The 23741-nt window shown below is 30.1% G+C and carries 28 protein-coding genes and 1 pseudogene; 15 read left to right on the top strand and 14 right to left on the bottom strand.

The window, feature by feature from the left end; genetic code table 11:
• Positions 1 to 332: 332 nt before the first annotated feature.
• From H527_RS0110270 to nadC, 4 genes are all read right to left on the bottom strand, one after another.
• Entirely contained in the window at positions 333 to 896 is a 564-nt protein-coding gene (locus H527_RS0110270) for a chalcone isomerase family protein (RefSeq protein WP_027412640.1), read from the bottom strand.
• Between the two features lie 156 nt (positions 897 to 1052).
• Positions 1053 to 1610, bottom strand: a complete 558-nt coding sequence (locus H527_RS0110265; protein WP_027412639.1) for a chalcone isomerase family protein — start codon at positions 1608 to 1610, stop codon at positions 1053 to 1055.
• Between the two features lie 28 nt (positions 1611 to 1638).
• Positions 1639 to 2562 carry a YihY/virulence factor BrkB family protein gene (locus H527_RS0110260; RefSeq protein WP_027412638.1) on the bottom strand — a complete coding sequence of 308 codons (924 nt, stop codon included), beginning with the start codon at positions 2560 to 2562 and terminating at the stop codon, positions 1639 to 1641.
• A 3-nt stretch (positions 2563 to 2565) separates the two neighbouring features.
• Complete coding sequence (gene nadC, locus H527_RS0110255; RefSeq protein ID WP_027412637.1) at positions 2566 to 3423, bottom strand: carboxylating nicotinate-nucleotide diphosphorylase; 858 nt, start codon at positions 3421 to 3423, stop codon at positions 2566 to 2568.
• A gap of 126 nt (positions 3424 to 3549) precedes the next feature.
• On the opposite strand from nadC, the gene rlmH reads away from it, so the two are divergent.
• Entirely contained in the window at positions 3550 to 4023 is a 474-nt protein-coding gene (gene rlmH, locus H527_RS0110250) for a 23S rRNA (pseudouridine(1915)-N(3))-methyltransferase RlmH (RefSeq protein ID WP_027412636.1), read from the top strand.
• Between the two features lie 4 nt (positions 4024 to 4027).
• Here the strand turns inward: rlmH and H527_RS0110245 are convergent, their stop codons facing one another.
• From H527_RS0110245 to H527_RS0110230, 4 genes are all read right to left on the bottom strand, one after another.
• On the bottom strand, positions 4028 to 5161 hold the full coding sequence (locus H527_RS0110245) for a glycoside hydrolase 5 family protein (protein WP_155837860.1): 1134 nt from the start codon (positions 5159 to 5161) through the stop codon (positions 4028 to 4030).
• 106 nt (positions 5162 to 5267) lie between these two features.
• Complete coding sequence (locus tag H527_RS0110240; protein ID WP_027412634.1) at positions 5268 to 5705, bottom strand: hypothetical protein; 438 nt, start codon at positions 5703 to 5705, stop codon at positions 5268 to 5270.
• A gap of 46 nt (positions 5706 to 5751) precedes the next feature.
• Complete coding sequence (locus tag H527_RS0110235) at positions 5752 to 6432, bottom strand: response regulator transcription factor (protein ID WP_027412633.1); 681 nt, start codon at positions 6430 to 6432, stop codon at positions 5752 to 5754.
• 5 nt (positions 6433 to 6437) lie between these two features.
• Positions 6438 to 7835: a sensor histidine kinase gene (locus H527_RS0110230; protein WP_229809278.1), complete on the bottom strand. Its 1398-nt coding sequence runs from the start codon at positions 7833 to 7835 to the stop codon at positions 6438 to 6440.
• A gap of 235 nt (positions 7836 to 8070) precedes the next feature.
• Between H527_RS0110230 and H527_RS0110225 the strand changes: the two genes are divergently transcribed.
• The 4 genes from H527_RS0110225 (at position 8071) to H527_RS0110210 (ending at position 10974) form a co-directional block, all read left to right on the top strand.
• A complete protein-coding gene (locus tag H527_RS0110225) occupies positions 8071 to 8973 on the top strand; it encodes a geranylgeranylglycerol-phosphate geranylgeranyltransferase (protein WP_035087829.1) in 903 nt (300 codons plus the stop codon).
• Between the two features lie 4 nt (positions 8974 to 8977).
• The gene (locus H527_RS0110220) at positions 8978 to 9559 is read left to right on the top strand and encodes a Maf-like protein (protein WP_027412630.1); all 582 of its coding nucleotides are present in this window, start codon (positions 8978 to 8980) and stop codon (positions 9557 to 9559) included.
• Between the two features lie 164 nt (positions 9560 to 9723).
• Positions 9724 to 10659, top strand: coding sequence for a hypothetical protein (locus H527_RS0110215; protein WP_027412629.1), 936 nt, complete (start codon positions 9724 to 9726; stop codon positions 10657 to 10659).
• 27 nt (positions 10660 to 10686) lie between these two features.
• Positions 10687 to 10974 (top strand): 4a-hydroxytetrahydrobiopterin dehydratase, encoded by a 288-nt coding sequence (locus H527_RS0110210; RefSeq protein ID WP_027412628.1) that lies wholly within the window; start codon positions 10687 to 10689, stop codon positions 10972 to 10974.
• A 609-nt stretch (positions 10975 to 11583) separates the two neighbouring features.
• Here the strand turns inward: H527_RS0110210 and H527_RS0110205 are convergent.
• Entirely contained in the window at positions 11584 to 11955 is a 372-nt protein-coding gene (locus H527_RS0110205; protein ID WP_027412627.1) for a hypothetical protein, read from the bottom strand.
• A 1010-nt stretch (positions 11956 to 12965) separates the two neighbouring features.
• Here H527_RS0110205 and tssD point away from each other — a divergent pair.
• Together tssD and H527_RS0110185 are read left to right on the top strand one after the other, a co-directional pair.
• Positions 12966 to 14543 carry a type VI secretion system tube protein TssD gene (tssD, locus tag H527_RS0110190; RefSeq protein ID WP_027412624.1) on the top strand — a complete coding sequence of 526 codons (1578 nt, stop codon included), beginning with the start codon at positions 12966 to 12968 and terminating at the stop codon, positions 14541 to 14543.
• Positions 14521 to 14958 carry a hypothetical protein gene (locus H527_RS0110185; protein ID WP_155837859.1) on the top strand — a complete coding sequence of 146 codons (438 nt, stop codon included), beginning with the start codon at positions 14521 to 14523 and terminating at the stop codon, positions 14956 to 14958. Before tssD ends, H527_RS0110185 begins: the two co-directional genes overlap by 23 nt.
• A gap of 267 nt (positions 14959 to 15225) precedes the next feature.
• Here H527_RS0110185 and H527_RS23950 read toward each other — a convergent pair whose 3' ends face one another.
• A complete protein-coding gene (locus tag H527_RS23950) occupies positions 15226 to 15405 on the bottom strand; it encodes a hypothetical protein (RefSeq protein WP_155837858.1) in 180 nt (59 codons plus the stop codon).
• Positions 15406 to 15557: 152 nt separating this feature from the next.
• Between H527_RS23950 and H527_RS24560 the strand changes: the two genes are divergently transcribed.
• The 8 genes from H527_RS24560 to H527_RS0110140 all read left to right on the top strand — a co-directional run bounded on the left by H527_RS24560 (position 15558) and on the right by H527_RS0110140 (position 21476).
• Positions 15558 to 15815: a hypothetical protein gene (locus tag H527_RS24560; RefSeq protein ID WP_027412622.1), complete on the top strand. Its 258-nt coding sequence runs from the start codon at positions 15558 to 15560 to the stop codon at positions 15813 to 15815.
• On the top strand, positions 15772 to 16071 hold the full coding sequence (locus tag H527_RS24195) for a hypothetical protein (protein ID WP_162143815.1): 300 nt from the start codon (positions 15772 to 15774) through the stop codon (positions 16069 to 16071). Before H527_RS24560 ends, H527_RS24195 begins: the two co-directional genes overlap by 44 nt.
• Positions 16072 to 16481: 410 nt before the next feature.
• Positions 16482 to 16775 (top strand): type II toxin-antitoxin system HigB family toxin, encoded by a 294-nt coding sequence (locus H527_RS0110165; RefSeq protein ID WP_027412619.1) that lies wholly within the window; start codon positions 16482 to 16484, stop codon positions 16773 to 16775.
• A gap of 2 nt (positions 16776 to 16777) precedes the next feature.
• On the top strand, positions 16778 to 17134 hold the full coding sequence (locus tag H527_RS0110160) for a helix-turn-helix domain-containing protein (protein ID WP_027412618.1): 357 nt from the start codon (positions 16778 to 16780) through the stop codon (positions 17132 to 17134).
• A 602-nt stretch (positions 17135 to 17736) separates the two neighbouring features.
• Positions 17737 to 18654 (top strand): steryl acetyl hydrolase, encoded by a 918-nt coding sequence (locus H527_RS0110155; RefSeq protein WP_035087826.1) that lies wholly within the window; start codon positions 17737 to 17739, stop codon positions 18652 to 18654.
• A gap of 239 nt (positions 18655 to 18893) precedes the next feature.
• Complete coding sequence (locus H527_RS0110150) at positions 18894 to 19106, top strand: helix-turn-helix domain-containing protein (RefSeq protein ID WP_027412616.1); 213 nt, start codon at positions 18894 to 18896, stop codon at positions 19104 to 19106.
• Entirely contained in the window at positions 19096 to 20505 is a 1410-nt protein-coding gene (locus tag H527_RS0110145) for a Fic family protein (protein ID WP_035087823.1), read from the top strand. Before H527_RS0110150 ends, H527_RS0110145 begins: the two co-directional genes overlap by 11 nt.
• A gap of 335 nt (positions 20506 to 20840) precedes the next feature.
• Positions 20841 to 21476, top strand: a complete 636-nt coding sequence (locus H527_RS0110140; RefSeq protein ID WP_027412614.1) for a transglutaminase-like domain-containing protein — start codon at positions 20841 to 20843, stop codon at positions 21474 to 21476.
• Between the two features lie 338 nt (positions 21477 to 21814).
• On the opposite strand, the gene H527_RS0110135 is transcribed toward H527_RS0110140, so the two are convergent.
• The 4 genes and pseudogenes from H527_RS0110135 to H527_RS21810 form a co-directional block, all read right to left on the bottom strand.
• Positions 21815 to 22267, bottom strand: coding sequence for a hypothetical protein (locus H527_RS0110135; protein ID WP_027412613.1), 453 nt, complete (start codon positions 22265 to 22267; stop codon positions 21815 to 21817).
• 41 nt (positions 22268 to 22308) lie between these two features.
• Entirely contained in the window at positions 22309 to 22539 is a 231-nt protein-coding gene (locus tag H527_RS0110130) for a hypothetical protein (RefSeq protein ID WP_027412612.1), read from the bottom strand.
• 94 nt (positions 22540 to 22633) lie between these two features.
• The gene (locus tag H527_RS0110125; RefSeq protein ID WP_027412611.1) at positions 22634 to 23110 is read right to left on the bottom strand and encodes an Hsp20/alpha crystallin family protein; all 477 of its coding nucleotides are present in this window, start codon (positions 23108 to 23110) and stop codon (positions 22634 to 22636) included.
• Positions 23111 to 23429: 319 nt separating this feature from the next.
• Positions 23430 to 23741: pseudogene (locus H527_RS21810) on the bottom strand (hypothetical protein); the annotation flags it as partial.

Below are 23741 nucleotides of genomic sequence, written 5' to 3'. Positions count from 1 at the left end.
AGGGATCAAAAATTATCTGATAGAAACACAATTAATAACCTCAGAGCAAGCTCACGCGAGGTATGCTTCTGTAAATATATTTTGTTTTCGAGGCGAGCCTCGGAGAATTAAACTCCACAATGTGGATTAAAAATTAGCGAAATAATTAATTCTTTTTATTGTGTTAATAAAACTTGTTGTTTGTTCAGGAGCTACTACCTATAAACATAATATTATTGGGTATTCATCAAACAATAGCGATGATTCTAAAAACCGGAATCTTTCTTAAAAAATAAAACCGTATGATTTTAAAATCATACGGTTTTATTTTTGTTTTTATAGAATGAATACTATTATTGTATCCCCAACATACCTAGTTTTATTTCTTCACTAGCTGGTTGGTCTCCTAGCCAAATCTTAAATAATGCATATTTAAAATCACGTCCTTCTATATCTCCTAGTTCTTTCTTGTTTTTAAAAGCTTTTATTCCTTTATCTTTTATATAAACTAAATCAAAAATATCATTTTTAACAATAGGCTCTGAAAAAAAACCCACAAACTTGTTTATTCTTTCATCTAAAGCTTTTGTATTACCAAATGTTGCATTAACAAAACCATCTTGTACCGCTTTAATCATTTTTTTTTGCGTTACAAAACCAGACACAACGTTTAGTTTTATTGCCATGGTTTCATTAGCATCCAAAATTTCTTTTGGATCATTGCTTTTATTTGCCATATACAGACCTCCTGCATACATATCAATCCAAAGTACTTTTCTCATTCCGGCACCATTCAATTTTAAATCAGTACCAGCAAAATTTTCTTCATAAGGTAAAATAGCTTTACCAACTCTAATTTGTGCAGTAGCATTAGATAGAGAAATAATAGCTACTAACATTAAAGTAATTTTTTTCATTATATCATAAAGTTGTTTGGGGTGGTTAATACTTAATTTTCTTATTTACATCTTTTTAAGACGGGGCAAATATATAAAAAAATACTATGCACGCACAACAAATATTGGTTTTTACATATTTGTTTTAACAAAAATACGATTTTATTTCATTGACTTCTAGTTTCCTAGCATTTCATTTTTTAGTCCTTTATCTACAGGGTCATTGCCTAGCCATATATTAAATAAAGCTTTTTTGAAATCTAAACCTTCAACAAATCCTTTTTCTACTCCATTTTTATATAACACATTTCCTTTTCCTTTTTCATATACCATATCGAATATCTGTCCTGATTCTATTTCTTCAGAAACAAATCCTATAAATTTTTCTATACGGTCTTGCAATGGTGCTGTTTTATTATTTGTAGATTTCACAAATCCGTTTCTAAGAGCAGCTTCCATTTTTTTTCTAGACATCATTCCTGATAAGACATGTACTCTTACTGCCATTGTTTCGTCTAAGCCTGCTACCGAAGCTTTATTACTTTTTTGTTTAAGGTACAACGCCCCTGCATAAATATCAAAAAATAATTTTTCTCTAAGCCCTGCTCCATTAATAGTTAGGTTTTCTCCATTAAATTTTATGGTATTAGGCAAAATTGCATCCCCTACTTTTGTTTGAGCTTGTGCAGATAACATTGTAATTAGGACAATAAGTAATATACTGATTTTCTTCATGTTTTTAAATTGTTTTAGGGTTCATAAATTAAGTTCTAAAATTTTTCCTCAATTGATTTAAGGATGCGTTAAGTTCAAAACCAAGCAATACTAAATTAGCATTAAGCCATATATATATCATTAATATCAACATTGCCCCTATAGATCCATATAATTGATTATAGTTTGAAAAATTATCTATATAAATCCCAAATAGGTATGTTGTTATTATAATTAATAAGGTCGTCATAAACGCACCTGGCGAAAAAAATGTATTTTGTTTTCCTTCTGAAGTTCCAAAATAAAATAAAGTGGCAATAATTACAAATATCATAAAAACAAATAATGCATATTTACCAAACGTTAACCAAAAAACAGTATCGTCTACAACACCAATTTTATTTAAATCATCAACCAGATATGAAAAATATAGAGTACCTATAACTGTAATTAACAATAAAGATGCCACTATTATAGATACCCCTAATGCTACTAGATACTGTCTTACAAAATGTCTATTAAGTGTAACATGGTAAGAGTATTCAAAGCCAGAAAAAACAGCATTAACCCCATTAGTCATAAAAAGAATAGATAGCACAAAAACAGTAGACAGCAGACCTCCTCTTGGGTTAGATGCTATATCCTTAAATATTTCTGAAAAAAAATTGGAAGATTGTGCTGGTAATGCTCCATTTATAAACTCGAAAAAATTCTCTTCAAACCCATCTATTGGTACGTAGGGAATTAAATTTAAAAGAAATAACAAAAAGGGAAATAAAGAAAGGAAAAAGCTCCAAGATATGGCACTTGCTCTGGCAGAAAAAGTTCCTTTTATTATACCTATTACATAAATTTCAACGAGGTCATATATCGATAGTCCTTCAAATCCTGGAAGAATAAGTTTCTTACCTATTAGTAACAAAACATTGATTCCTGGGATTTTATTTAACTTATCTTCTATTGGTTTCGACATACATTATACTGCTTTCAAGCTCAAATCTAAATTATAAACAGAATGTGTTAAGGCTCCACTACTAATATAATCTACGCCACACTCTGCATATTTGCGTACCGTTTCTTCATTAATACCTCCGCTAGACTCGGTAAGGCATGTGTTTCCTATTAATTTTACAGCCTTTTTGGTATCTTCATAATTAAAATTATCAATTAATATACGATAAACCCCAGAGGTTTTAAGTATTTCTTTAATTTCATTAAGATCACGAGCTTCCACAATAATTTTTAGATCTAAATTATGATCGGATAAATATTGTTTTGTTTTCTCAATAGCTTTTGTAATTCCGCCAGCAAAATCAATGTGGTTATCTTTTAGCATTACCATATCATACAATGCAAATCTATGGTTTTCTCCTCCTCCTATTTTTACTGCCCATTTTTCTAGTGCGCGTATTCCTGGGGTAGTTTTACGAGTGTCTAGTATTTTGGTTTTTGTTCCTTCTAAAAGCGTAACAAAATGTTTTGTTTTGGTAGCAATCGCACTCATACGCTGCATGGCATTAAGTACCAATCGCTCTGCTTTAAGAATAGATTGAGAACTTCCTGAAACATAAAAAGCAATATCACCATGTGTAACAGAGGTTCCATCTTTTAATAGTATTTCAACTTCTAAATTGGGATCTACATATGTAAATACTTGTATTGCAAAATCTACTCCTGCAAGAATTCCTGTATCCTTAACCAAAAGTTTTGCTTTTCCGGTTGCTGATTCTGGAATACAAGCTAATGAGCTATGATCGCCATCTCCAACATCTTCGCGTATTGCATTGGCTATTATCAAATCAATTTCTTTATCGAATTGGGTTTTACTAATCATATCGAATGGTTATTTTTGCTAATGTAAAAAAAGAAGTCGGAAGTACGAAGTACAATCCATAAGGTATTTTATTTACTTTATATTCTTTTTAAAAATCATATAATTGGTCTTTAACTATACTGAATAATGAATATTAAACTGATTGCTATAGGAAAAACAGATGATAAGCAACTTAATAGTCTTATTGATAATTACATAAATAGATTAAAGTTTTATATTAAATTTAATTTTGAAATAATTCCTGATCTTAAGAATGTTAAAAACCTTAGTGAATCGCAACAAAAAGAAAAAGAAGGTAAGTTAATTTTAAATCAGGTCGATACCTCTGATATTTTGTTGCTATTGGATGAAAAAGGAAAACAATATGATTCTGTTGCTTTTTCTGAAGTATTACAAAAACATATGAATAGCGGAGCTAAACAATTGATTTTTGTTATAGGTGGCCCTTATGGTTTTAGTCCAGAAGTTTATGATCGGGCAAATGGCAAATTATCGTTATCTAAAATGACATTTTCGCACCAGATGATTCGTTTATTTTTTGTAGAACAACTATATCGTGGATTTACCATTTTAAAAAACGAACCCTATCATCATCGATAAAAAATCAAGATACCGAATCTTTGTCTTTTTTATCTGTAGTAGCAATACTGTCTTGATCTATAAGTTCTTTTATATTTTTTATTACAGTACCCATTCTAATTCTTTCTTCTGCTGTTTTTCTGTCGGTCCACGACCAAACTAAAGAGCCTGCCCATTGGTGTTGTACCAGACTTACCCCAAGGTTTTCTGCAATTATTGGTAGTAAAGTATGATCCATATCTTTACTTTTTTCATCAAAAATTAAGTCCTCTGGATAATATTCTCCTATAATTGCTTTTTTATCTATTTTAGATGAATCATAGCTATTATGAAATGGAGAGCCTTTATGGCGAGCCCAATCATAATAGTGTATATTATAAAAATCTAGATATCCATCTTTATCTCCTCCTTGTTCTATAAGGTTTGCATCGGTATAAAAATTCTTAAACCCATTTGATGGGTCCTCTACATTTGTTAAAAACCCCAAAGCTCCATTCGTTATTTTAACATAAGGTTGCACTCTTCGAATCGCTCCTGCAATTTTATTAATAAATCGCTGTATATCGGTCATCTCTACCCTTTCTTTAAATCCGCCCCAATGTTTTGCATAGGTATTTGTCATTCCTTCTGGTTCATTAAAAATCTCCCATGCAAAAAGAGCTGAGTGTTCTCCTATAAAAGAAACCAAAGGTACTAGTGCATTATAAATATAAGCCTCGGTAAACTCCTGCTGCGTAAGTAGTTTTTTATTTGTTTCGGTATCCACTCCCCATTGATCTTTTAGCATATCAAAAGACCATAAGCAAATTTGTACTTTAAGATTTTTACTTTGTGCCAGATCTAATATAGCCTTAACGTCTTCATGAAAAAATAATGGATTTGGTTTTGTTTTTTGGTCACTATCAAAAATCGGATTGGTAGAACCATTGGTATGATACCACCACCGTATAACATTTGCTCCTTGGCTATTTGCAAAATCCATTGCTTCGCTAAATTTATCCAGATCTGGGCGATATTCTTTATTTGCAGAAAAAGGATCTACGCCAATGTCTTTTCCGTAATATATCCAAGCTATATTTAACCCGTTAACAAATAAATAATCTTGTATGAATTGCGATTTGCACATATAAATCAATAACCTCGAAGAATTAAACTCCACAATGTGGATTAAATATTTAAAATTCTAAATATAGCTCTTATAATCCTACATAAAGAGATAAGAATGGATTATATAAATACATTAAGCTTATTGTTCTATTTTTGATTTATATTTTTTCTTCTTTTGAGGTAATCATTTTTAACTCTTCACCTACTTTTTTTATTTTTTTTATAAGTTTTTGTGATGCAAGTTCTTTATCTACATTAATTCGTAATCTATTTTCTTTAAGTTGTACTGTATAGACTTCATCATTATCGACCTCTTGTTTCCATAAATATGTATCACTACTTATTATTATATTTTCTTTTCCAAACTGATCGATTAAGTATAATTTCACTTTTTCTTTCATCGATTCCATAAACCTAACCTTTACTCTATAATTTCTTTCGGTATCTATCACTACAAAAGATCGGGAGTAGCTTTTATCTTCATCATCGTCTGTAATAGTTACAGTTACCGATGATGAATTGGTGGTTATTGTTTGGGCTTTTGTAGTTAATAAACCTAGAATAAGGTATACTAAAATGCTAATTAAGGTTTTCATAATTGTTCGTTTTTTGATTAATGATTGATTGATGATTGATATGCGTTTATTGTATAGTAAAAGTGAGCCCTACTCCTCTCACACTTTCTATAGTTATATTGGTGTCTTGTTTAAAATATTTACGTAATCGACTTATAAATACATCCATACTCCTACCTGAGAAAAAATCATCACTACCCCACACTTCTGTAAGTAGATCTTCTCTTTTAATCATTCTATTTTTATGTGTCCACAAGTATTGTATTAATATGGTTTCCTTTTCTGTTAATCGTTGCGACTCTCCTTCTATTTTTAGTTTATGGTTTATCATATCAAATTCATAGTTTCCTATGCTAATAACTTCTTCTTTAGGAAGAATTACTTTTCTACTTCGTTTTAAAATGTTCTCTAATTTTAATACCAATATATCTGCTTCAAAAGGTTTGGATATATAATCATCTGCTCCTAATTTTAGTCCTCTTATCTTGTCTTCTTTCATCTTTTTGGCAGTAAGAAATATAAAAGGAACTTCGGGATCCAGGTCTATTATTTTTTCGGCTAATGTAAAACCATCCATTTTTGGCATCATAACATCTAACACACAGATATCGAACTGCTCGTTAGTAAATATTTCTAAAGCTTCTTTACCATCTTTTGCCCAGGTTACGGTGTAGTTATGAATTTCCAGATATTGTTTTAATATGCTTCCAAAATCAAAATCATCTTCTGCTAGTAGTATATGTTTCATCCGTATTAAATTACAGGTATGGTTATTATAAATTTTGTTCCTTCTTCGAGTTTACTTTCGATTCTAATTTTTCCGTGATGTGCTTTAATGATCTGATTGGTATAAAACAATCCTAATCCCAATCCTTTTACATCATGAATATTACCAGTGGCTACTCTATAAAATTTTTCGAAAATTTTAGCGTATTCTTTTTCTGAAATCCCAATGCCATTATCCTGAATAGAAATTTCGTATCCATCTTTTTTAAGTTCTGTTCTAAATGTTATCGCAACCTTTTCTTTTCCATACTTAACTGCATTTTCTAAAATATTGAATATTGCTGTAGTAAATAAAAACCTATCTATTTGCAGATACACCTTTCTAACCTCTATTTTAGTATTTACTTCGACTTCTTTATGGTGAACTGACACCTGAAAATCCTCTAGGATTTCTCTAAAATATTGGGTATCCAAAAACTTTTCTTTCTTTAAAACAATTTCTTCTGATCCTAGAGTATTATTCATTACCTGATCAATTAGTTTTTGTAATCGATTATTTTGTCGATCCAAAATATCCAACGCATTTGAGAATATCTTAGGGGAGTTTTGTGTTTCTTTATTTCTCAAACTTTTAGAAGCAATCCCCAAAGTTGCTAAGGGAGTTTTAAGCTCATGAGTGATGTTATTAATAAAATCATCCCGCACATCGGCTATTTTTTTTTGCTGTATCACTGTTTTTATAGAGTAAAAAAGTAATCCTACTACAAATACTAACAGTAAGAGGGAGAACATAAACAAACTTGCCATTTGCCCAAAAACAATTCTCTTCCATCCAATAATACTAATTGCATCCTCGGTCTTAATTTCTATAGTAAGTTCTGTTTTTATAATACTGCCACTACTATCATCTTCTACATCATGTTCTGTAAACCATCTTCCTTTACTAATCACATTTCCTTCCTTATCCGGAAAACTTTCTCCGAACAAAAAATAACTTTCTCCGTTTTTATTCAAAAAAATAGTATCCAAAGTATCATTATCGTATAGGATTATACTTTTAATCGTTTTCTTATATTTTAATGCATATCCTAAATTGGCTTTATCTATCTCTTTATTATAATACTCTCTAAAAATAGTATTTAAGGAATCTGTAAAAGGTTTGAACAACTCTATCGTTTCTTTTTTAAGGAGTTTATTCTTTTTATATTCTCCTAGATTTTTTGTTAACTGATTATACCAAAGTTCTGATATAGAATCCATTTCTTTGGTATTATCTATACTAGAAACCGATTTTTTGGTTTCTTTTATAAATACATCTTTTTTTAATTGGTATGTATTGTAAATCAAATACCCTTGAATCCCAGAAAGCGCTAGTAATGTGATGATAGAAATAATAATGAGTATGTTTATTTTTTGTTTCATCATAAGTATAGATTTCTATCTTTAAAATTTATAAAACCTTTAGTATATAATTTTTGGTGTTCTTTCCAAAATTAAAACAAACACTAGTAGTATCGGCAAAAACTAAAGCTATTAACCCCTCATTAACGTTAATAGAAACAGTAATCATGCATAAAATAGGGATTTGAAGTATCTATGTTAATAGATTAAAAATTAGTATTAATTATTACATTTGCGAACCAACTAACTAATCAATTCTATGCAATCCTATTTAAAGCTTATAAAATTTGATAACCTATTACTAATTGCCTTTGCTCAGTTATGTATAAAGTACGGTCTTTTTGAACCTTTTAATATTGCAATTACTTTAAATGGTTTAGGTATTGCTCTTTTAATACTTGCTACTGTTTGTATTGCTGCGGCAGGAAATATAATTATATATATTTATAATCAGGAAGGTTCTACTGCAAAAGGTTTGTTGCAAGGAAAAATAACCGAAAAAACCGCTAATCGATTATTCATAATTTTTAATGTTATTGGAGTTCTAATAGGGTTCTACCTTTCTAATCTTATCGGTAAATCTGGTTTTGCAGCCTTGTTTATTATAACATCGGGTATCTTTTATATCTATGCTTCTTATTTAAAAGAAATTATTATTCTTAAAAATGTAATCCCTGCTTTACTGATAGCATTAAGTTTGATCGTAGTAGGTATTTTTGATCTTCTTCCTGCTATAACCGAAAAAAACAGAGAATCCCAAACTGTTATCTTTTCTATCATACTAGATTATTCGGTATTTGCATTTATGATTGTTTTACTTAGAGAAATAGTAAAAGATGGTTTGCATATAGACAGAGACCACCGTTTAGGAATTAAAACCATCCCAATGGCTTTAGGAAAAGAACGAACAACAAAACTTGTTGGTATACTAACTATTGTTCCTATTGCTATGGTTATTTATTATATCTATACCTATCTTTTTTCTAACAGTACTGCCGTCATTATGGTTTTACTTTTACTCATTGCCCCTCTACTTTATTTTATGATTAAAAGTTTTAGTGCAGAATCGGATAAACAACTCACTCGGTTATCTTTACTTCTAAAGATAATTTTAATAATAGCATCTATCTCCTTATTATTTTATCAATTTATTCTATTATAAAAATATGCTAAAAGATATTTTAAAAAATCACCGTATAATTCTGGCATCTGGCTCTCCCAGACGGCAACAGTTTTTTAAAGATTTAGGATTAGATTTTACGATACAACTAAAAGAGATCGAAGAAATATATCCGGATCATCTTAAAGCACAAGAAATTTCGGATTATTTGGCACAGCTTAAAGCAAATGCTTTTACTGATCTAAAACTGAATGATATTTTAATTACCAGTGATACCATCGTTTGGCATAACAACAAAGCTTTGGGCAAACCTAAAGATCTAAAAGATGCAATCCAGATGATACACTCCTTATCAGGCGACACGCACGAGGTCATTACTTCTGTTTGTTTTAAAACCTCTACAGGAACAAAAGTTGTACACGATAGTACCAAAGTAACTTTTAAGGATCTTACTACAGAAGAAATAGAATATTATGTAACTACCTACAAACCTTTGGATAAAGCCGGAGCATACGGAATACAAGAATGGATAGGTTTTATAGGAATATCGAATATTGAAGGTAGCTATTTTAATGTCATGGGGCTCCCTACCCATCTGGTGTATGATATGCTAACCAAGCTTGCATGAAAAAGATGGTTTTGCTTTAAAGAAGTATTTATTTACGGATCTCTATATTTCAATTTTTTCAAGCTATTCTCTTCTGGATATCTCTAAAAACAAAAGTTACCAAAACGTTAACAACATATATTAAACCCAAGCTTTATTGTAATTTGCTATATAAAAGCATTATCATGAAAAAGCCTATATTATTATTTGCAATACTAAGTATATTAGCGATTATTGCTTGTAGTAACGTGCAAACAGATGCATCTGCTAAAACAGTAGAAAAAGACATTGTAGAAAACACAAAACCTGCAAAATCCCTTTCTGAAGAATTTAAAAAGTACTGGTATGCTGGTCAAGCCGAAATATCATCTTACCAATTAGAACAAGCCAGATATGGCGAAATACGAAAAGGAACTGCGGTACTTATTTATGTTACCGAAGATTTTCTACCTAAAGAACAAGTTAAAGCAGATACTAACAGCCCTAACAATATACCGGTATTAAAATTAAATGCTACCAAAAATTTTAATACAGGAATATACCCCTATTCTATTATGCAAAGTACATTTTATCCTGTAGCCGATAACCAACATGCTATTAAAGTATCTAATTCTATACAAGAATGGTGTGGGCATGTATATGCACAATTAAACAACAGAACACTATTTGAAGTAACATCACACTCCTATTTTGAAAAGGAAGCAGATCAAAACCTACTACTAGACAAAGCAATTTTAGAAAATGAATTGTGGGCAAAAATCAGGATAGATCCAGAAGATCTGCCACTGGGCAATATACAAGTTATTCCTTCTTTTGAGTTTTGCAGGTTACGACACCAACAAATAAAAGCATATACTGCCAAGGCAAGCCTACAAAAAGAAGATGCTACCAGTACATATACTATAGAGTATCCAGAGCTGGATCGAAGTATTAGCATTACCTTTACCAATTCTTTTCCGTATACCATAGAACACTGGGAAGAAACATATATAAGCGGATTTGGTGCTAATGCAAAAAAGATGACCACAAAGGCAACCAAAATTAAAAGTATTAAATCTGCCTATTGGGGTAAAAACAGCAATACAGACGAGTCCTTGCGAGAGGAATTAGGACTTAACTAAAACAAGTATAACTAACAAATTATAATAATGGCAAAATTATCAGAATCAGAGATTACAGAAAGATTAAAAAATGTAGATGGTTGGGAATATCATGAAAATGCAATACATACTACTTTTGAGTTTAATGATTTTAAAGATGCATTCTCGGTAATGACCAGAATTGCTTTTGAAGCCGAAGCACAACAACACCATCCCGATTGGTCTAATGTGTATAATAAATTGCAGATAAGTCTTTCTACACACGATGCAGGTGGTATTACCGAAAAAGACTTTACTCTGGCAAAAACTATAGATGCTATTATTGAAGGAGAGTAAGAAATAATATACCTAATCAAGTCTTTGCATTAGCAGCAAGTTCTGCAGCTCTACAAGAGCTGCAGAATCATCCACAGTAACTTTTGATATTCCACTAGAACCCCAGAATCATCCACAGTAACTTTTGATGATCCACTAGAACCCCAGAATCATCCACAGTAACTTTTGATGATCCACTAGAAGCCCAGAATCATTCACAGTAACTTTTGATGATCCACTAGAGCCCCAGAATCATCCACAGCAACTTTTGATGATCCACTAGAGCCCCAAAATCATCCACAGCAACTTTTGATGATCCACTAGAGCCCCAAAATCATCCACAGTAACTTTTGATGTTCCACTAGAACCCCAGAATCATTCACAGTAACTTTTGATGTTCCACTAGAACCCCAGAATCATCCACAGTAACTTTACACATACAATTGCTTGTTATCTAAAACAGTATAGAACCATTTAAAAATCTAGGCTCTAGTTTATATGCAATGAAAACCTAAACGCAAGTAGCAACAAATAATTTGAGATCTATCAAAAAAATCTGCTAGATTTGTAAGAAATATAATGGATATATGTGTACTAGTACACATACTCTATTGTTAGGACACATTTGGACTAAAAATTGAGAAATGCTTTATTCGTATTAATTACACTTGCTTCCTTTTTTAAAATCTCTGATAAATCTATATAATCACCTTTCTGATATAATCTATTGGTTTCCACTTGCGTTATTGTAATTTCATTAAACTTATGTACAGCCCTTTTAAATTTAATTACAGGGTTTTTAGTCTTATAAAAACCTTTCTCATTCATATGACTACATATTGTTGAATATGATTGAATTGAATTCTTTTCAAACTGACTATGTAATTCTTTTAAATTTGTGAAATATCCTATAACACTATGTAAACGATTATACTCTTTTACATCAGTTTCAAAATCAATTGAAATTCCTTTTAATAAAAAGATTTTAACATTTTTGCTCATTTGGTAGTATATATGATTATATTCTAATTGCAAAATACTAATTTACAGGTAATTACTCATATAATAATATATATTTTAATAATATATCAATTATATTCTTATTTTTAGTTAACAACTCTTTATATATAGGTCTGATTAACAATAAGTTAGTCTGTATATTTGTGAAACGATTATTTGTAATGAATGGCAAAGAAAAACGAAATAACTAAAAACACTAAATTCTATAAAAAAGAAATGAGGAAATGGGAATCAAGAATTCTTATTTCACTTATTATAATTATTATTGGAATAGTCTGTTTTTATTTACTTCATTTAAGTATAAATAATTGGGAATTTTCAAATCTTTCACTTAATGCTTATGATTTTTCTAAATTTAGTTTTTTATCGCCTTTTGTTTTTTACTTGACTTTTTCAGTTAGACAATTTAATCATTACAAAAAGCAATTGGATTTATATAAACTTAAAGCCACGGATTTTGAATTTATATCTCAAAATAGAATACTTGAAAGAATTGATAGTGAGTTGAATTTAAAATATAAAAACGTGTCCTGATCGAGTAGCCCGACGCGGTAATTAATTACCGCGTTGAGGCTCTCACAGCTCTACTGAGTTTATCGAAGTACCACCTGCCATACGGGTCTCGTAACAGGCGGTTCACCAAATCGAAGTTTGCTCCTTATTTATGTAGTCAATCATAGGAACGTATCCTTTTCTTTTACCTCTGGATATTGAGCTTACTAATGGCTTAACAAGCCTGTCCTGAGCAATAGTCAAAAAGGCACTTCCGCCCATAAGAGTCTTGCGTACTATATATGAATTATTTATCTTCGATACATAAACAATGCCCATGTTGGACACACACTATGTAAGATTGCATTGCTCAAATAGTTTGTCTTCGCTATCGCTGCGCAAACGATTTAATCAAAGACGCTATCGCTCATCTTACACTTAGTGTTCTAAACCATTGGACAAAAATAATGGCTAGCTCTTAAAACCTAAAAAACTAACCAATGATCAAAGCCAAATTATTCGTTTTGGGAACTATTCGAGAATTGTTATGGACAGATTTAGAATATAATAGATTTTTAAATCATAAAACAGGTCGCTGTGGTGAAATCCCACAGGGAGGACTTGTTACTCTAGCCTTTGCTTCTGGTTATGATGATGACAGACTACTTCGTTGGATGACTCACAGTCCAAAAGATGAATTCTGTACATTAACAGAATGCAAAATCGTTTTTTATGAAGGTGATTTTGATGGTACCATCCTTTTTGAATACAAATTTAATGATACTGCTTTAATCTATTGGGAAGAAAAATTTACTGCTATAGGAGAAGAACCGATGACAGTAACAATGACAATCTCTGCGGCTATACAAGAAGTAAAAGGTGTTACCCTAGTAAAACCTTGGCAAGAGAGTTGGGTTTTTCCAAGTGAGAAAATGCCTTATCAGGCTGTAGGTAATGAAGAAAAAAAACAATACTTTGTAGAAAAAATTGAAGTTATAGAACTTGATGAAGGGTCAACTAATGGTAATACTAATAATAAAATGGGGTTTATTTATGGAAAAGAGTATACTCTGAAAGTTACCAAATTTAGAAATGACGAAATCCCTAGTAACCTTAACCAAATAAAATGGGGCTATACCTATGAACCCGATGATGGAAGTACTTTTGTAGGAGCATGTAAAGAAACAGGAGAAAAAGTAACTTTTAAAGCAAATGATTTAGAATTATGTGGTAAAACCATAACCTTTTATGCTTACATAGAGAAAAAAGAAAATGAGGCTGAATTAGGGGTATTTCATCACAACCGTTTTAGATGGTTTGATAGAAAAAAAATTAAAAATGAACTTAATAAAAGGGAAAAATATCCTGAATTAGCAAATCAAAGTCGAACTCCAACTTGTGGGATGGCTTCTATATTCTACATTTTAGCAAAAAAAGATTTCAACACTTACAAGAACTTTATACTTGACTTACACCAAACTGGAGTTGCAAAATGTAACTCATACAATGTAGACGTTAGCAATAGTGAGCATTTGTTAAAAATGAATCCTGTTACTAATTCTCAATACCCTCAATCTTATAGCAAGATGCCTTATATAGATTGGATTCCTTTTTCTTGTGTTAGAGATCAAGAAAATGACTTACTTATTAATTATAATGGAGAAATGAGTAAATCATCTTTAGATGAATTTTCAGGTGCAACATTACCTCATGAAATAAAAAAACTCATGAAGGAGATTTTAGGATTTAAAAATATAATTAATGATACAAATTTAATTTTCAACAAAGACAGTCAAGATTTTGGTGAAATATCTGCCAAAGAATTGAAAAAACTACAAGATTTATATTTAGAAGGATACGATATATGTTTATTTATTAACACAAACATGATAAATAATATAAAATCTGGGGTTTTTACAACAATTGAACATTGGGTTGTTTTCGAGGGTATTGTTGGAGGGACGCTTAGTTGGGATGAATACGAATTCAAAGTTTTTACTTGGGGAGGCTTTGAAAATATTATAAATAACCCCGAATCATTTAGATCTAATTATTATGGGTATGTTGCAGGTAAATAAAACACGAATATTTATTGGGTTTATAGCTATATTTAGCTTGTTAATTTCTTGTGATGAAGAGAAGAAAGATTGCAAAATTAGTACGACTATACTCAGTAGACTCATTTTAAAAAAATTTGAAAAAATAGAATTACAAAGCCTATACATTAATAAAATTAAAAGTGACCATTTATTACATGTAAATTCTAAAGGGAGATATATTAAAATTACTCCTTTTGTATTTAACGAATTAGAAAAAGGAACAACTATATTTACTATAAATGATTCATTACATTATTCTATATCAGATATAAAAAAGGAATCTATTCAAAGACAAACTATGACTCGTAAAATATGGGACTGTAATTTGGTTTCTTATAAGGTTAATGATTCATTACAATATCACCATCAAATTTTAACGATTTATCGAAAATAAATAAAATAAACGTTTTGTAGTCGAGTAGGAAAAGGGGGATTTCACCCCTAAACCTCCAATGTCGTTTAGTTAAGAAATCAAGTGTATTTAAAAATATTTTATTCTTCTCTTTTTTTCTAATTCATAGGTATTTTTAACTTACACTCCCTTACGGAATTCTATCATAATGACAAGTTTAACAAGTCATAAAAGTATGGCATAGCTGTTCTATTACCGATCTTTTGATAAGCTTAATAATAAGGTTAATATGGATTTATTTCAGTTTCTTTAGAAAGCGTTTTTATAAGACATTGGATATATGCGTTTACTTTTCCTGAAATTTCTATCAAAAGACCTATCGTCTCTTACCATTTCAAGATTAGACGCAAATAAACCCTCTAGTTCTTTTAAATACCCCATCACTATATCTTGTTGTATGCAAAACAATAAAACAATACTGTTTTTCATACGGTTAAGTGCCTCTGTGAAGTTTGGTTTGTACTTTCTTTTTCGTTTTTCACATATTTCCTTTACGGTTTGATAAGATTGTAGTAAGGTTGTAGTTTAGCCCCTTATAAGTCCGGACAATTCTTTTAAATTTCAAATAATACCTTTGATAAATGAAATACAAGAAATGGAGTTTAGAAGAAAAGTTAGAAATTCTGGCCTCATCAGAAGAAATAGGAATCGTAGAGGCTATTATGTATCTTAGAAAATATGATGAAGGACTAAATTTAATGTATTCTTTTCAAAGAAATTTTAAAAAAATTGTGGGTAATAATATATATGATTCAGTAGTAAAACATCACGACAATAAATATGGACATATTAAATTTGACAAAATACCAGATGCAAGTACAAAGAACACAGAATATTAAAATAACGATTTTACTAATATTACCATTTTGTTTTCTAAACTGTAAGGATGAGGGAGATAATAAAGATGATGTAAGGGCTATTATTGAAATTATGGATAACTACACATATAATAATACGAAGCCTAATGTTATTGCTGATAAAATTGGTGTTTTAATATTAGGTAATGCGTATTCCAAAGAATCAATAGAAATGCTCACAGATCTTGATTCAGAACCGGTTTTTCGAGTCGAAGATTTGGATTATATTAATAAATAATTAAAAAAAGCAAGTGAAGAAAACCCTATTGGTCTAAAGGAGATATAACTATTAAAGGAAAGTTGATAGACGTCTTTGAAGTTTCAAAAGAAAATAGAATTTATTCTAGAAATTGGTGGATTGATTTTAAATCAGAATCTGGTTTTGACGAAGTAAAAATATATTCATACCCTGTATTTAATCTAAAACATAATTCAGCTTTTATAACTTATAGAATCTTTACTTATAATATAACACAAAATTCAGGTTTTATAACTTGTTCGTTTGATAAACAACCTGATGGCAGCTGGATAAAAACTTCCTGTAGTCCCGTAATGTAAAGAATACACAAAAAGTGCAACCATTAAAAAATCATAACAATTACCATATTGGTAACTTTTTTTATTATATTTGCGTCAAACAATTATAATGTGAGAGTAATCGCAAAACGAGCTTTACGCGATTTTTGGGAAAAACACGCTGATTGTGAAGAACAATTAAAATCGTGGTATAGAGAAACCGAGAAATCCGAATGGAATAATTTAAACGAATTAAAAAGTGAATATCCTAGCGCAAGTATTTTAAAGGACAACAAAATTGTCTACAATATTAAGGGAAATAACTATCGATTAATTGTGAAGTTCAATTTCGAATTTCAAATTTGTTGGATAAGATTTATTGGTACTCACGCTGAATATGACAAAATTGACGCAAATAATATCTGATTATGAATATTGTACCTATTAGAAACGAAAAAGATTATCAAAATGCACTCGAAAGACTTGAGGAAATTTTTGATTCAAAAAAAGGAACTGAACAAGGAGACGAACTTGAAATACTTTCAATCTTGATTGACCGATTTGAAAACGAAAATTTCCCAATTGGAATGCCTGATCCAATTGAGGCTATTAAATTCCGAATGGAACAAATGGGAATGAAACAAAAAGACTTAGCTGAAGTTGTTGGCTTTAAAAGTAGAGTTAGTGAGATTTTGAATAAAAAACGTAAACTGACTTTAAATATGATTAGAAAATTGAATACTACTCTTCATATTCCAACGGAAGTATTAATTCAAGATTATTAACTAAGAGAAGAGCCAGTGGCTAGTCGAGTAAAAAAAGGGGGATTTCACCCCTAAACCTCTCACAGCTCTACTGAGTTTATCGAAGTACCGCCGTATTCTTCGTCAAGCTCAGGACAGGCTATACCAATCTCTTATACAGCTTTTATTATGTAGCCAATCGTTAAGTTAACTGATAACCTAACTTCCAATGATAAAACATATTTGGATAATCTCTTGTAATACGCCTTAGCTATTTTACGGCTAAAACCCGACTTCCTTTGAAGCGTTTATACTTGTTCAAAATCCATTTAATGATTCGATGATGGAGGTAATAAAAGACAGGTTTTAGGGAGTTACGCTTTATCTTCCCATAGTAATGTATCCAACTTGCACCCTCTAGATTAATTATTTATCTTCGATAAATAATAGATACCCATTCTGGATACACACACTATATATGTGTTCATAGCTTATTAGTGATTAATCGATTGGTTCTTGTATATTTATGATGGCGCAGTGATTTTAAAGCTAAAAAAAAGAATAAAATCTGCGCAGAGAATGTCGCAGGCTAGGTAACATTTTGCCCCGCTACAATACATATATTAAGCAATTGCTCACAATTTATGAAAACCGTCAATTACATTATAATTCTGCTTTTAATTGCGACTTCTTGCAAAGAAAAAGTCGAAGAAAAAAATCGGACTGAAAAACCGAAATCTGAAATTATAAAGAATGACGAATTTAAATTAATAAAAGCCGAAAATCAAAAAGGATTATTGATTTTATTTCCTTGTTTCCCTTGTGACGCCGAAAATACATTGTCCGAATTTAAAATTACAGAAATAAGTATAAAAAACGACTTTTCAGTTTTAGCAATGAACTTAAATCAACTTTTATATTTGAACCAAAAAGAAAAACAAGAATTAGCGGAACATTTAAAAAGAATAATTGAGGAACAAAATCTGTCTAAAAAAAATATTTTTATTGGCGGATTTTCAAGTGGTGGAAATGTCAGTTTATTAATTAGTGATTATCTTGTGAAAAGCAATAACAAAATTCAACCAAAAGGTGTTTTTATAGTAGATTCACCAATTGACCTTCTTGGGCTTTATCGAACTGCTGAGAAGAACTTAAAACTCAATTTTTCAGAATCATCTATGCAAGAATCTACTTGGATTAAAAATATGTTTGATGAAGAATTTGGAAATCCATCGAAAGGTATTAAGGCTTACGAACAAAATTCACCTTATACATTAGTTACGGAAAATATTGGTAATTTAAAAGGATTAGAAAAACTAAAAATCAGACTTTATACAGAGCCTGACCTGAAATGGTGGAAAGAATACGCTAAAAATGATTATGAAGATTTAAATGCATTTTATATTCAAAAATTATCAGACAAATTAAAAAACGAATTTGGACAAAAAAATGTTGAGTTGATAAACACAGAAAATCGAGGTTACCGAGCAAACAGAGAAAGACATCCACATTCTTGGTCAATAGTAAATGAAAAAGAATTAGTAAATTGGATGTTGGAATAAAAACTGCTGGTAGTCGAGTAGGAAAAGGGGAATTTCACCCCTAAACCTCTCACAGCTCTACTGAGTTTATCGAAGTACCTCCGTATCTGGACTACCTATCTACTCCTGCACTACCTTTGTTACTCCTTACCAATTTGTACGCTTCCCATACCATCATCTTTGTGTTTCATGTAAAAAAATCTATAATTATACAAGAATCAAATTTAATGACGTATTTTTATCTCATAATATGATATTTAATGAATAGAATTAAAGAGATACTTGAATCTAAAGGAATAAAACAAACTTGGCTTTCTGACAAACTTGACAAAAGCTATAATATGATTAATTCTTATGTTCAAAATAGAAGACAACCAAGTATTGAAGATTTATACAAAATATCCGAAATATTAGAGGTTGATGTAAAAGACCTACTCGTTTCTAACAAAAACATACCTAAGAATGAATTATAACACCCAAAATATACAAACAATAGATAAGCTAAAGTCGGAACTTGACCAACTTATTCCCTTTTCTGAAGAAAATCAGAAAAAACTTCAAAAAAAAGTCAGGCTTGAATTTAATTATAACTCAAATCATCTTGAAGGAAACACTTTGACTTACGGTCAAACTCAACTTTTACTTTTTTTTGACAAAAGTTCTGGAGATGTTCCTGTAAGTGATATTGAAGAAATGAAAGCTCACGATGTTGCTCTTTCTCAAATTGTAGAAATGGCAAAGGACAATGAACGCCCATTGTCTGAATTATTCATAAAAGAGTTAAATAAAACCATTCTTGTAAAACCATTTTGGAAAGATGCTATTTCTCCAAACGGAACTCCAACTCGAAAAAAAATTGAAATTGGGCAGTACAAAACTTCACCAAATAGTGTTCAATTAAAAAATGGAGAAATACATGAATATGCTTCTCCAGAAGAAACTCCTGCTTTAATTAGAGACTTATTAAACTGGTATCAAGAAAAAAATGACGTGCTTCATCCAGTTCAATTAGCTGCGGAATTTCATTACAAATTCGTTTGTATCCATCCTTTTGATGATGGAAATGGTCGCGTTTCAAGATTACTAATGAACTATATTTTATTAAAGCATAATTATCCTATAGTAATTATAAAATCAGAAGACAAAGAAACTTATTTAACAGCTCTGCAAAAAGCAGACACAGGAGATTTAGTTTCCCTAATTGAATACGTAGAAGAACAAGCTATTGCCTCTTTAAAACTTAACATCAAAGCAGGAAAAGGAGAAGATATTGATGAGTTAGGAGATATAGAAAAACAAATAGAAATTTTAAAAAGAGAAAAACTTACGCAAACAAAGATATTCAATACTCCTAAAGTCAGTTATGACTTAATTAATCACATTGATAATGATTTATGGTCTCCACTAAATAAGCTATTAAATAAATTCAGTGATTTTTTTGCCGAAACTTCTAATGAAATTCATATTGACCATTTCAAATACCGAAAAACAAAAACTGTAAATAACTCAATAATGGGAGCAGCGAGAATGTTTGCAGACAAAGAAGTAGAAATAAAACCATATGAAATATTCGGTAAAGATTTAGAAGAAGAAGAAATTAATAATATAACATGGGCTAAAAAAATGTTGTCATTAAAATCTGCCACAAAGAAAAAGGATTATAAGATTTCTTGTTCATTGGATTTGAAAGAATCTGGTTATGAATTAAAAATTTTAGAATCCAATGCAAATGGAGACGGTATTATGAAAAATAAAACTATTCTTTTTGAAATAGAAAATGAATACAAATCATATTTTATGAATGAAATAATTGAAGGAATCCAAAAGGGAATTTCAAAACATTTAATATCAATAATACAGACAGACAAATAGCACGAAAACACAGTCGAGTAAGAAAAGGGGTATTTCACCCCTAAACCTCTCTCAGCTCTACTGAGTTTATCGAAGTACCACCGTATCCTTCGTCAAGCTCAGGACAGGCTACACCAATCTCTTATACGGCTTTTATTATATAGTCAATCGTTACGTTAATTGATAACCTAACTCCCAATAATAAAACATATTAAGTTCTGAAACTCTACTAGAGCCATATTCCCTAAGGATGCTAATTAATCTAAAATCCCTAGATTTATGAGTATATAAATATATCTGTAAAGATACACGTACATCTATTGTTGGCTACAAGCAAAAACATAAATAATAGAAAAATGAATTATTTAGAATCTACATATTATTTTGACTATGAAAGTGATGAAATTCAACAACTCATATCTGACTTTAAAATAGAATCATTATCTACAAAAGAAAAAACTATACGTTTGTATTTAAAAGTCCGTGACTCTTGGAGATATGACCCATATAATCTTAGCTTTTCAAAAGAGAATTTTAAAGCAAGTATTATTGCTAAAAAGTCAAAAGGACATTGCGTTGAAAAATCTATAATATTGATTGCTTGTCTTCGAGCTTTAGGAATTCCAGCTAGACTTCATTTAGGGAAAGTTAAAAACCATATCGGAGTAGAAAGATTGACGGAAAAATTTGGAACGAATGTGCTAACACCACACGGAATGGTAAATGTCTTTTTAAATGATAAATGGCTTAAACTATCTCCAGCTTTTAATAAATCTATGTGTAGAATATGCCATGTTTCTCCTTTAGAATTTGATGGAGAAAATAATTCTTTTTTACAACAATTTAATGACGAAGGAAATCTTTTTATGGAATACCTTGATGATTATGGGCATTTCAAAGATGTTCCTTTAGAGTTTATGATAAAAAATGCGAAAGAACATTACCCTCATATCTTTGATACTAAAAAAAATATCACTGAATTCAAATTATAGTAAAACAAAAATCGCAACTAATCAAATAACCCAACCGCGTAATTAGTACCACATCGAAGCTCTAACAGTTCTGCTAAGTTTACCTAAATCCCCCCTTAGTAAGAATATCCAAACAACAACCTCAAAAAATTGAAACACAAATTTTACATAAAAAGTAAGAAAAAACAAATCGAATTTTAGCAATAATAGCTGTTTGTACAATTACATTAATAGTTCTATCAATTATCATATCCATAAAACTTAATTTTTATCCAATTGGATTTTTAGCCTTTACAATAACTGTATCTATAATCGCACCTTTTTTTGATATGCCATCTCTAAAAAAAAACGAAAACTATTTAGTTTTCGTCTTCAGGTTTCATAAATTCTGACTGATATTTTTCTAAAAACTTCTTTTGTTTTACTATCATTTGTTGTCGTATTTTATCTATATCCATAAAGTCTTTTCCAAAACTACTTCCAAAAAAATCGTCATTAAAAAAACGCTCGCTAAAAAGGGAGTCTTGAGAAAAAACATCTTCAAATCCTTCATCTTCAAATTTTTCAAAATTTGTAAAAAACCTTGATTTAAAAGATTGTATCAAACTATCTCTATCTATAGATGATAGATTATCAAACTTATTATCGGATGACCAAGAATAAATACTGTCATATCTTATTAAATTTCCGTTTTCGTCAAATTCTTTATCAACCTTCCAAGTACCTTTAGGCTCTTCGTCTATATTAGTTTTGTTTTCTTGTCCTTTACAACTAACACTTAATAAAGCTAACATTAATATATATATTTTCATCATTTTAAGTTTTAAGTTTAATAAATAAGATTTATTAAAAGCTATACTTTAAACAAACCACCAGTTTTAATCATTTTTATTAACCTATCTTGATGGAAAACTTCTAATTTTCTCTCCCCATTTTTATACCAAACACATTTCAAATAAGTATCATTATCAACCAAACCAAAAAGTAAATTCTTTTTTGGAATATAGTTAAGCACTTCCATTTTTGGAGTAGAAGTTTTCCCTTTTAATTTTACCCAATCACCAGGTTTAAACTTTCTTGGCATAACAATATCTATGTAAATAATTAATATAAGAGTAATGATGAGGCTGAGAAATCAACCTCATCATCAATACTTTAATAAAATTTTAGTGATACAATTATGAAACCTTAATGCTTCTGGCTGGCTTTTGTTTTGCTTCTTCTTTTTTTGGTAAAAGAATACTTAAAATTCCATCTTTATAATTTGCATTAATCTTTTCATCATTTACACTTTCTGGTAAATTAAAGGTTCTTTTGAACGAAGAGTAGCCAAACTCCCTACGAGTATAATTCTCTTCTTTGTGTTCATTTTCTTCCTTTGTTTCTGTCGAAATAGATAATACCTGATTATCAAGTTCTAGATGAAAATCTGACTTTTTAAAACCTGGAATAGCCATTTCTACCATAAAAGTATCAGCAGTTTCTTTAATATTGACTTTTGGTAAAGAAATTCCAGTATTAAAATTTGAGGTAAATACTGATGGTAAATCTCTATTAAAGATATCATCTAACCAATTAGACATAGATGGGAAATTTGCATTTGAATTAGTGTTTGACAAACTTCCGTTTTTAAGAACACTTACTAAATTGCTCATAATTACAAAATTTTAAATTAAACATTATTTCAAAATTGAAATCTTTATTGATTCCGATGTTATATTTACAAATAAAATACCAAAATAGGTATATGACATTTTTACACATAAAATTTACTGAAATAGCAACAAACATTTCCAAATAAACATAATTATTGTCATTTTTTATCTAAAAAAAATGACAAATTGACATTCAAGTTTATCCATTTATCTAAAAGAAACAAGAACTAATTAATAGAATTGAAAAGAGAAGTTTTTTTTACCAATGAAGATTGACTTAACTAAAAATAAAGAAGTTCGAAAAACTATTCAACCCAGTTTATGCGTTAGAATATACAAAAGGAGGGTTCAGATTTTTAATTTGACTAAATAATCCGTCCATCCAAGGTCTCTTTTTAGCAGGTAAAGCAATCTTCAACACCTTTTTATTAGCGTGTTTAACCTGCCAAGCTCCTAATGCAAAGCAATAGACTTTTAAGGTTTTTAATGTTGCCCGATTATGATGGTTTAGTGCAAAATGTCGGAACAAACTCATCAGATTATAAGCCATCATTATACATCTAAATGAAGCTTCAGTAGCCCAAAAATCTTGGAGACAAAAGTTATCTAGTCCAAAATCTTGTTTGAGTTC

The organism is Aquimarina muelleri DSM 19832 (assembly GCF_000430665.1).
In the GTDB taxonomy this organism is placed as follows: Bacteria; Bacteroidota; Bacteroidia; order Flavobacteriales; family Flavobacteriaceae; genus Aquimarina; species Aquimarina muelleri.
The sequence above is the reverse complement of the archived record's forward strand: the minus strand, read 5'-3'. Positions and strand labels throughout refer to the sequence as shown.

Excerpts from the sequence above, each read along its gene's own strand:
- H527_RS23950 (WP_155837858.1), bottom strand. The coding sequence starts at position 15,405 with ATGAAAAACAGTATTGTTTTATTGTTTTGCATACAACAAGATATAGTG.
- H527_RS0110125 (WP_027412611.1), bottom strand. The coding sequence starts at position 23,110 with ATGAGCAATTTAGTAAGTGTTCTTAAAAACGGAAGTTTGTCAAACACT.
- H527_RS0110205 (WP_027412627.1), bottom strand. The coding sequence starts at position 11,955 with ATGAGCAAAAATGTTAAAATCTTTTTATTAAAAGGAATTTCAATTGAT.
- H527_RS0110185 (WP_155837859.1), top strand. The coding sequence starts at position 14,521 with ATGGGTATGTTGCAGGTAAATAAAACACGAATATTTATTGGGTTTATA.
- H527_RS0110240 (WP_027412634.1), bottom strand. The coding sequence starts at position 5,705 with ATGAAAACCTTAATTAGCATTTTAGTATACCTTATTCTAGGTTTATTA.
- H527_RS0110130 (WP_027412612.1), bottom strand. The coding sequence starts at position 22,539 with ATGCCAAGAAAGTTTAAACCTGGTGATTGGGTAAAATTAAAAGGGAAA.
- H527_RS0110230 (WP_229809278.1), bottom strand. The coding sequence starts at position 7,835 with ATGATGAAACAAAAAATAAACATACTCATTATTATTTCTATCATCACA.
- H527_RS0110215 (WP_027412629.1), top strand. The coding sequence starts at position 9,724 with ATGAAAAAGCCTATATTATTATTTGCAATACTAAGTATATTAGCGATT.
- nadC (WP_027412637.1), bottom strand. The coding sequence starts at position 3,423 with ATGATTAGTAAAACCCAATTCGATAAAGAAATTGATTTGATAATAGCC.
- H527_RS0110270 (WP_027412640.1), bottom strand. The coding sequence starts at position 896 with ATGAAAAAAATTACTTTAATGTTAGTAGCTATTATTTCTCTATCTAAT.
- tssD (WP_027412624.1), top strand. The coding sequence starts at position 12,966 with ATGATCAAAGCCAAATTATTCGTTTTGGGAACTATTCGAGAATTGTTA.
- H527_RS0110235 (WP_027412633.1), bottom strand. The coding sequence starts at position 6,432 with ATGAAACATATACTACTAGCAGAAGATGATTTTGATTTTGGAAGCATA.
- H527_RS24560 (WP_027412622.1), top strand. The coding sequence starts at position 15,558 with ATGAAATACAAGAAATGGAGTTTAGAAGAAAAGTTAGAAATTCTGGCC.
- H527_RS0110155 (WP_035087826.1), top strand. The coding sequence starts at position 17,737 with ATGAAAACCGTCAATTACATTATAATTCTGCTTTTAATTGCGACTTCT.
- rlmH (WP_027412636.1), top strand. The coding sequence starts at position 3,550 with ATGAATATTAAACTGATTGCTATAGGAAAAACAGATGATAAGCAACTT.
- H527_RS0110160 (WP_027412618.1), top strand. The coding sequence starts at position 16,778 with ATGAATATTGTACCTATTAGAAACGAAAAAGATTATCAAAATGCACTC.
- H527_RS0110145 (WP_035087823.1), top strand. The coding sequence starts at position 19,096 with ATGAATTATAACACCCAAAATATACAAACAATAGATAAGCTAAAGTCG.
- H527_RS0110260 (WP_027412638.1), bottom strand. The coding sequence starts at position 2,562 with ATGTCGAAACCAATAGAAGATAAGTTAAATAAAATCCCAGGAATCAAT.
- H527_RS0110225 (WP_035087829.1), top strand. The coding sequence starts at position 8,071 with ATGCAATCCTATTTAAAGCTTATAAAATTTGATAACCTATTACTAATT.
- H527_RS0110140 (WP_027412614.1), top strand. The coding sequence starts at position 20,841 with ATGAATTATTTAGAATCTACATATTATTTTGACTATGAAAGTGATGAA.
- H527_RS0110135 (WP_027412613.1), bottom strand. The coding sequence starts at position 22,267 with ATGAAAATATATATATTAATGTTAGCTTTATTAAGTGTTAGTTGTAAA.
- H527_RS0110150 (WP_027412616.1), top strand. The coding sequence starts at position 18,894 with ATGAATAGAATTAAAGAGATACTTGAATCTAAAGGAATAAAACAAACT.
- H527_RS0110210 (WP_027412628.1), top strand. The coding sequence starts at position 10,687 with ATGGCAAAATTATCAGAATCAGAGATTACAGAAAGATTAAAAAATGTA.
- H527_RS0110220 (WP_027412630.1), top strand. The coding sequence starts at position 8,978 with ATGCTAAAAGATATTTTAAAAAATCACCGTATAATTCTGGCATCTGGC.
- H527_RS0110265 (WP_027412639.1), bottom strand. The coding sequence starts at position 1,610 with ATGAAGAAAATCAGTATATTACTTATTGTCCTAATTACAATGTTATCT.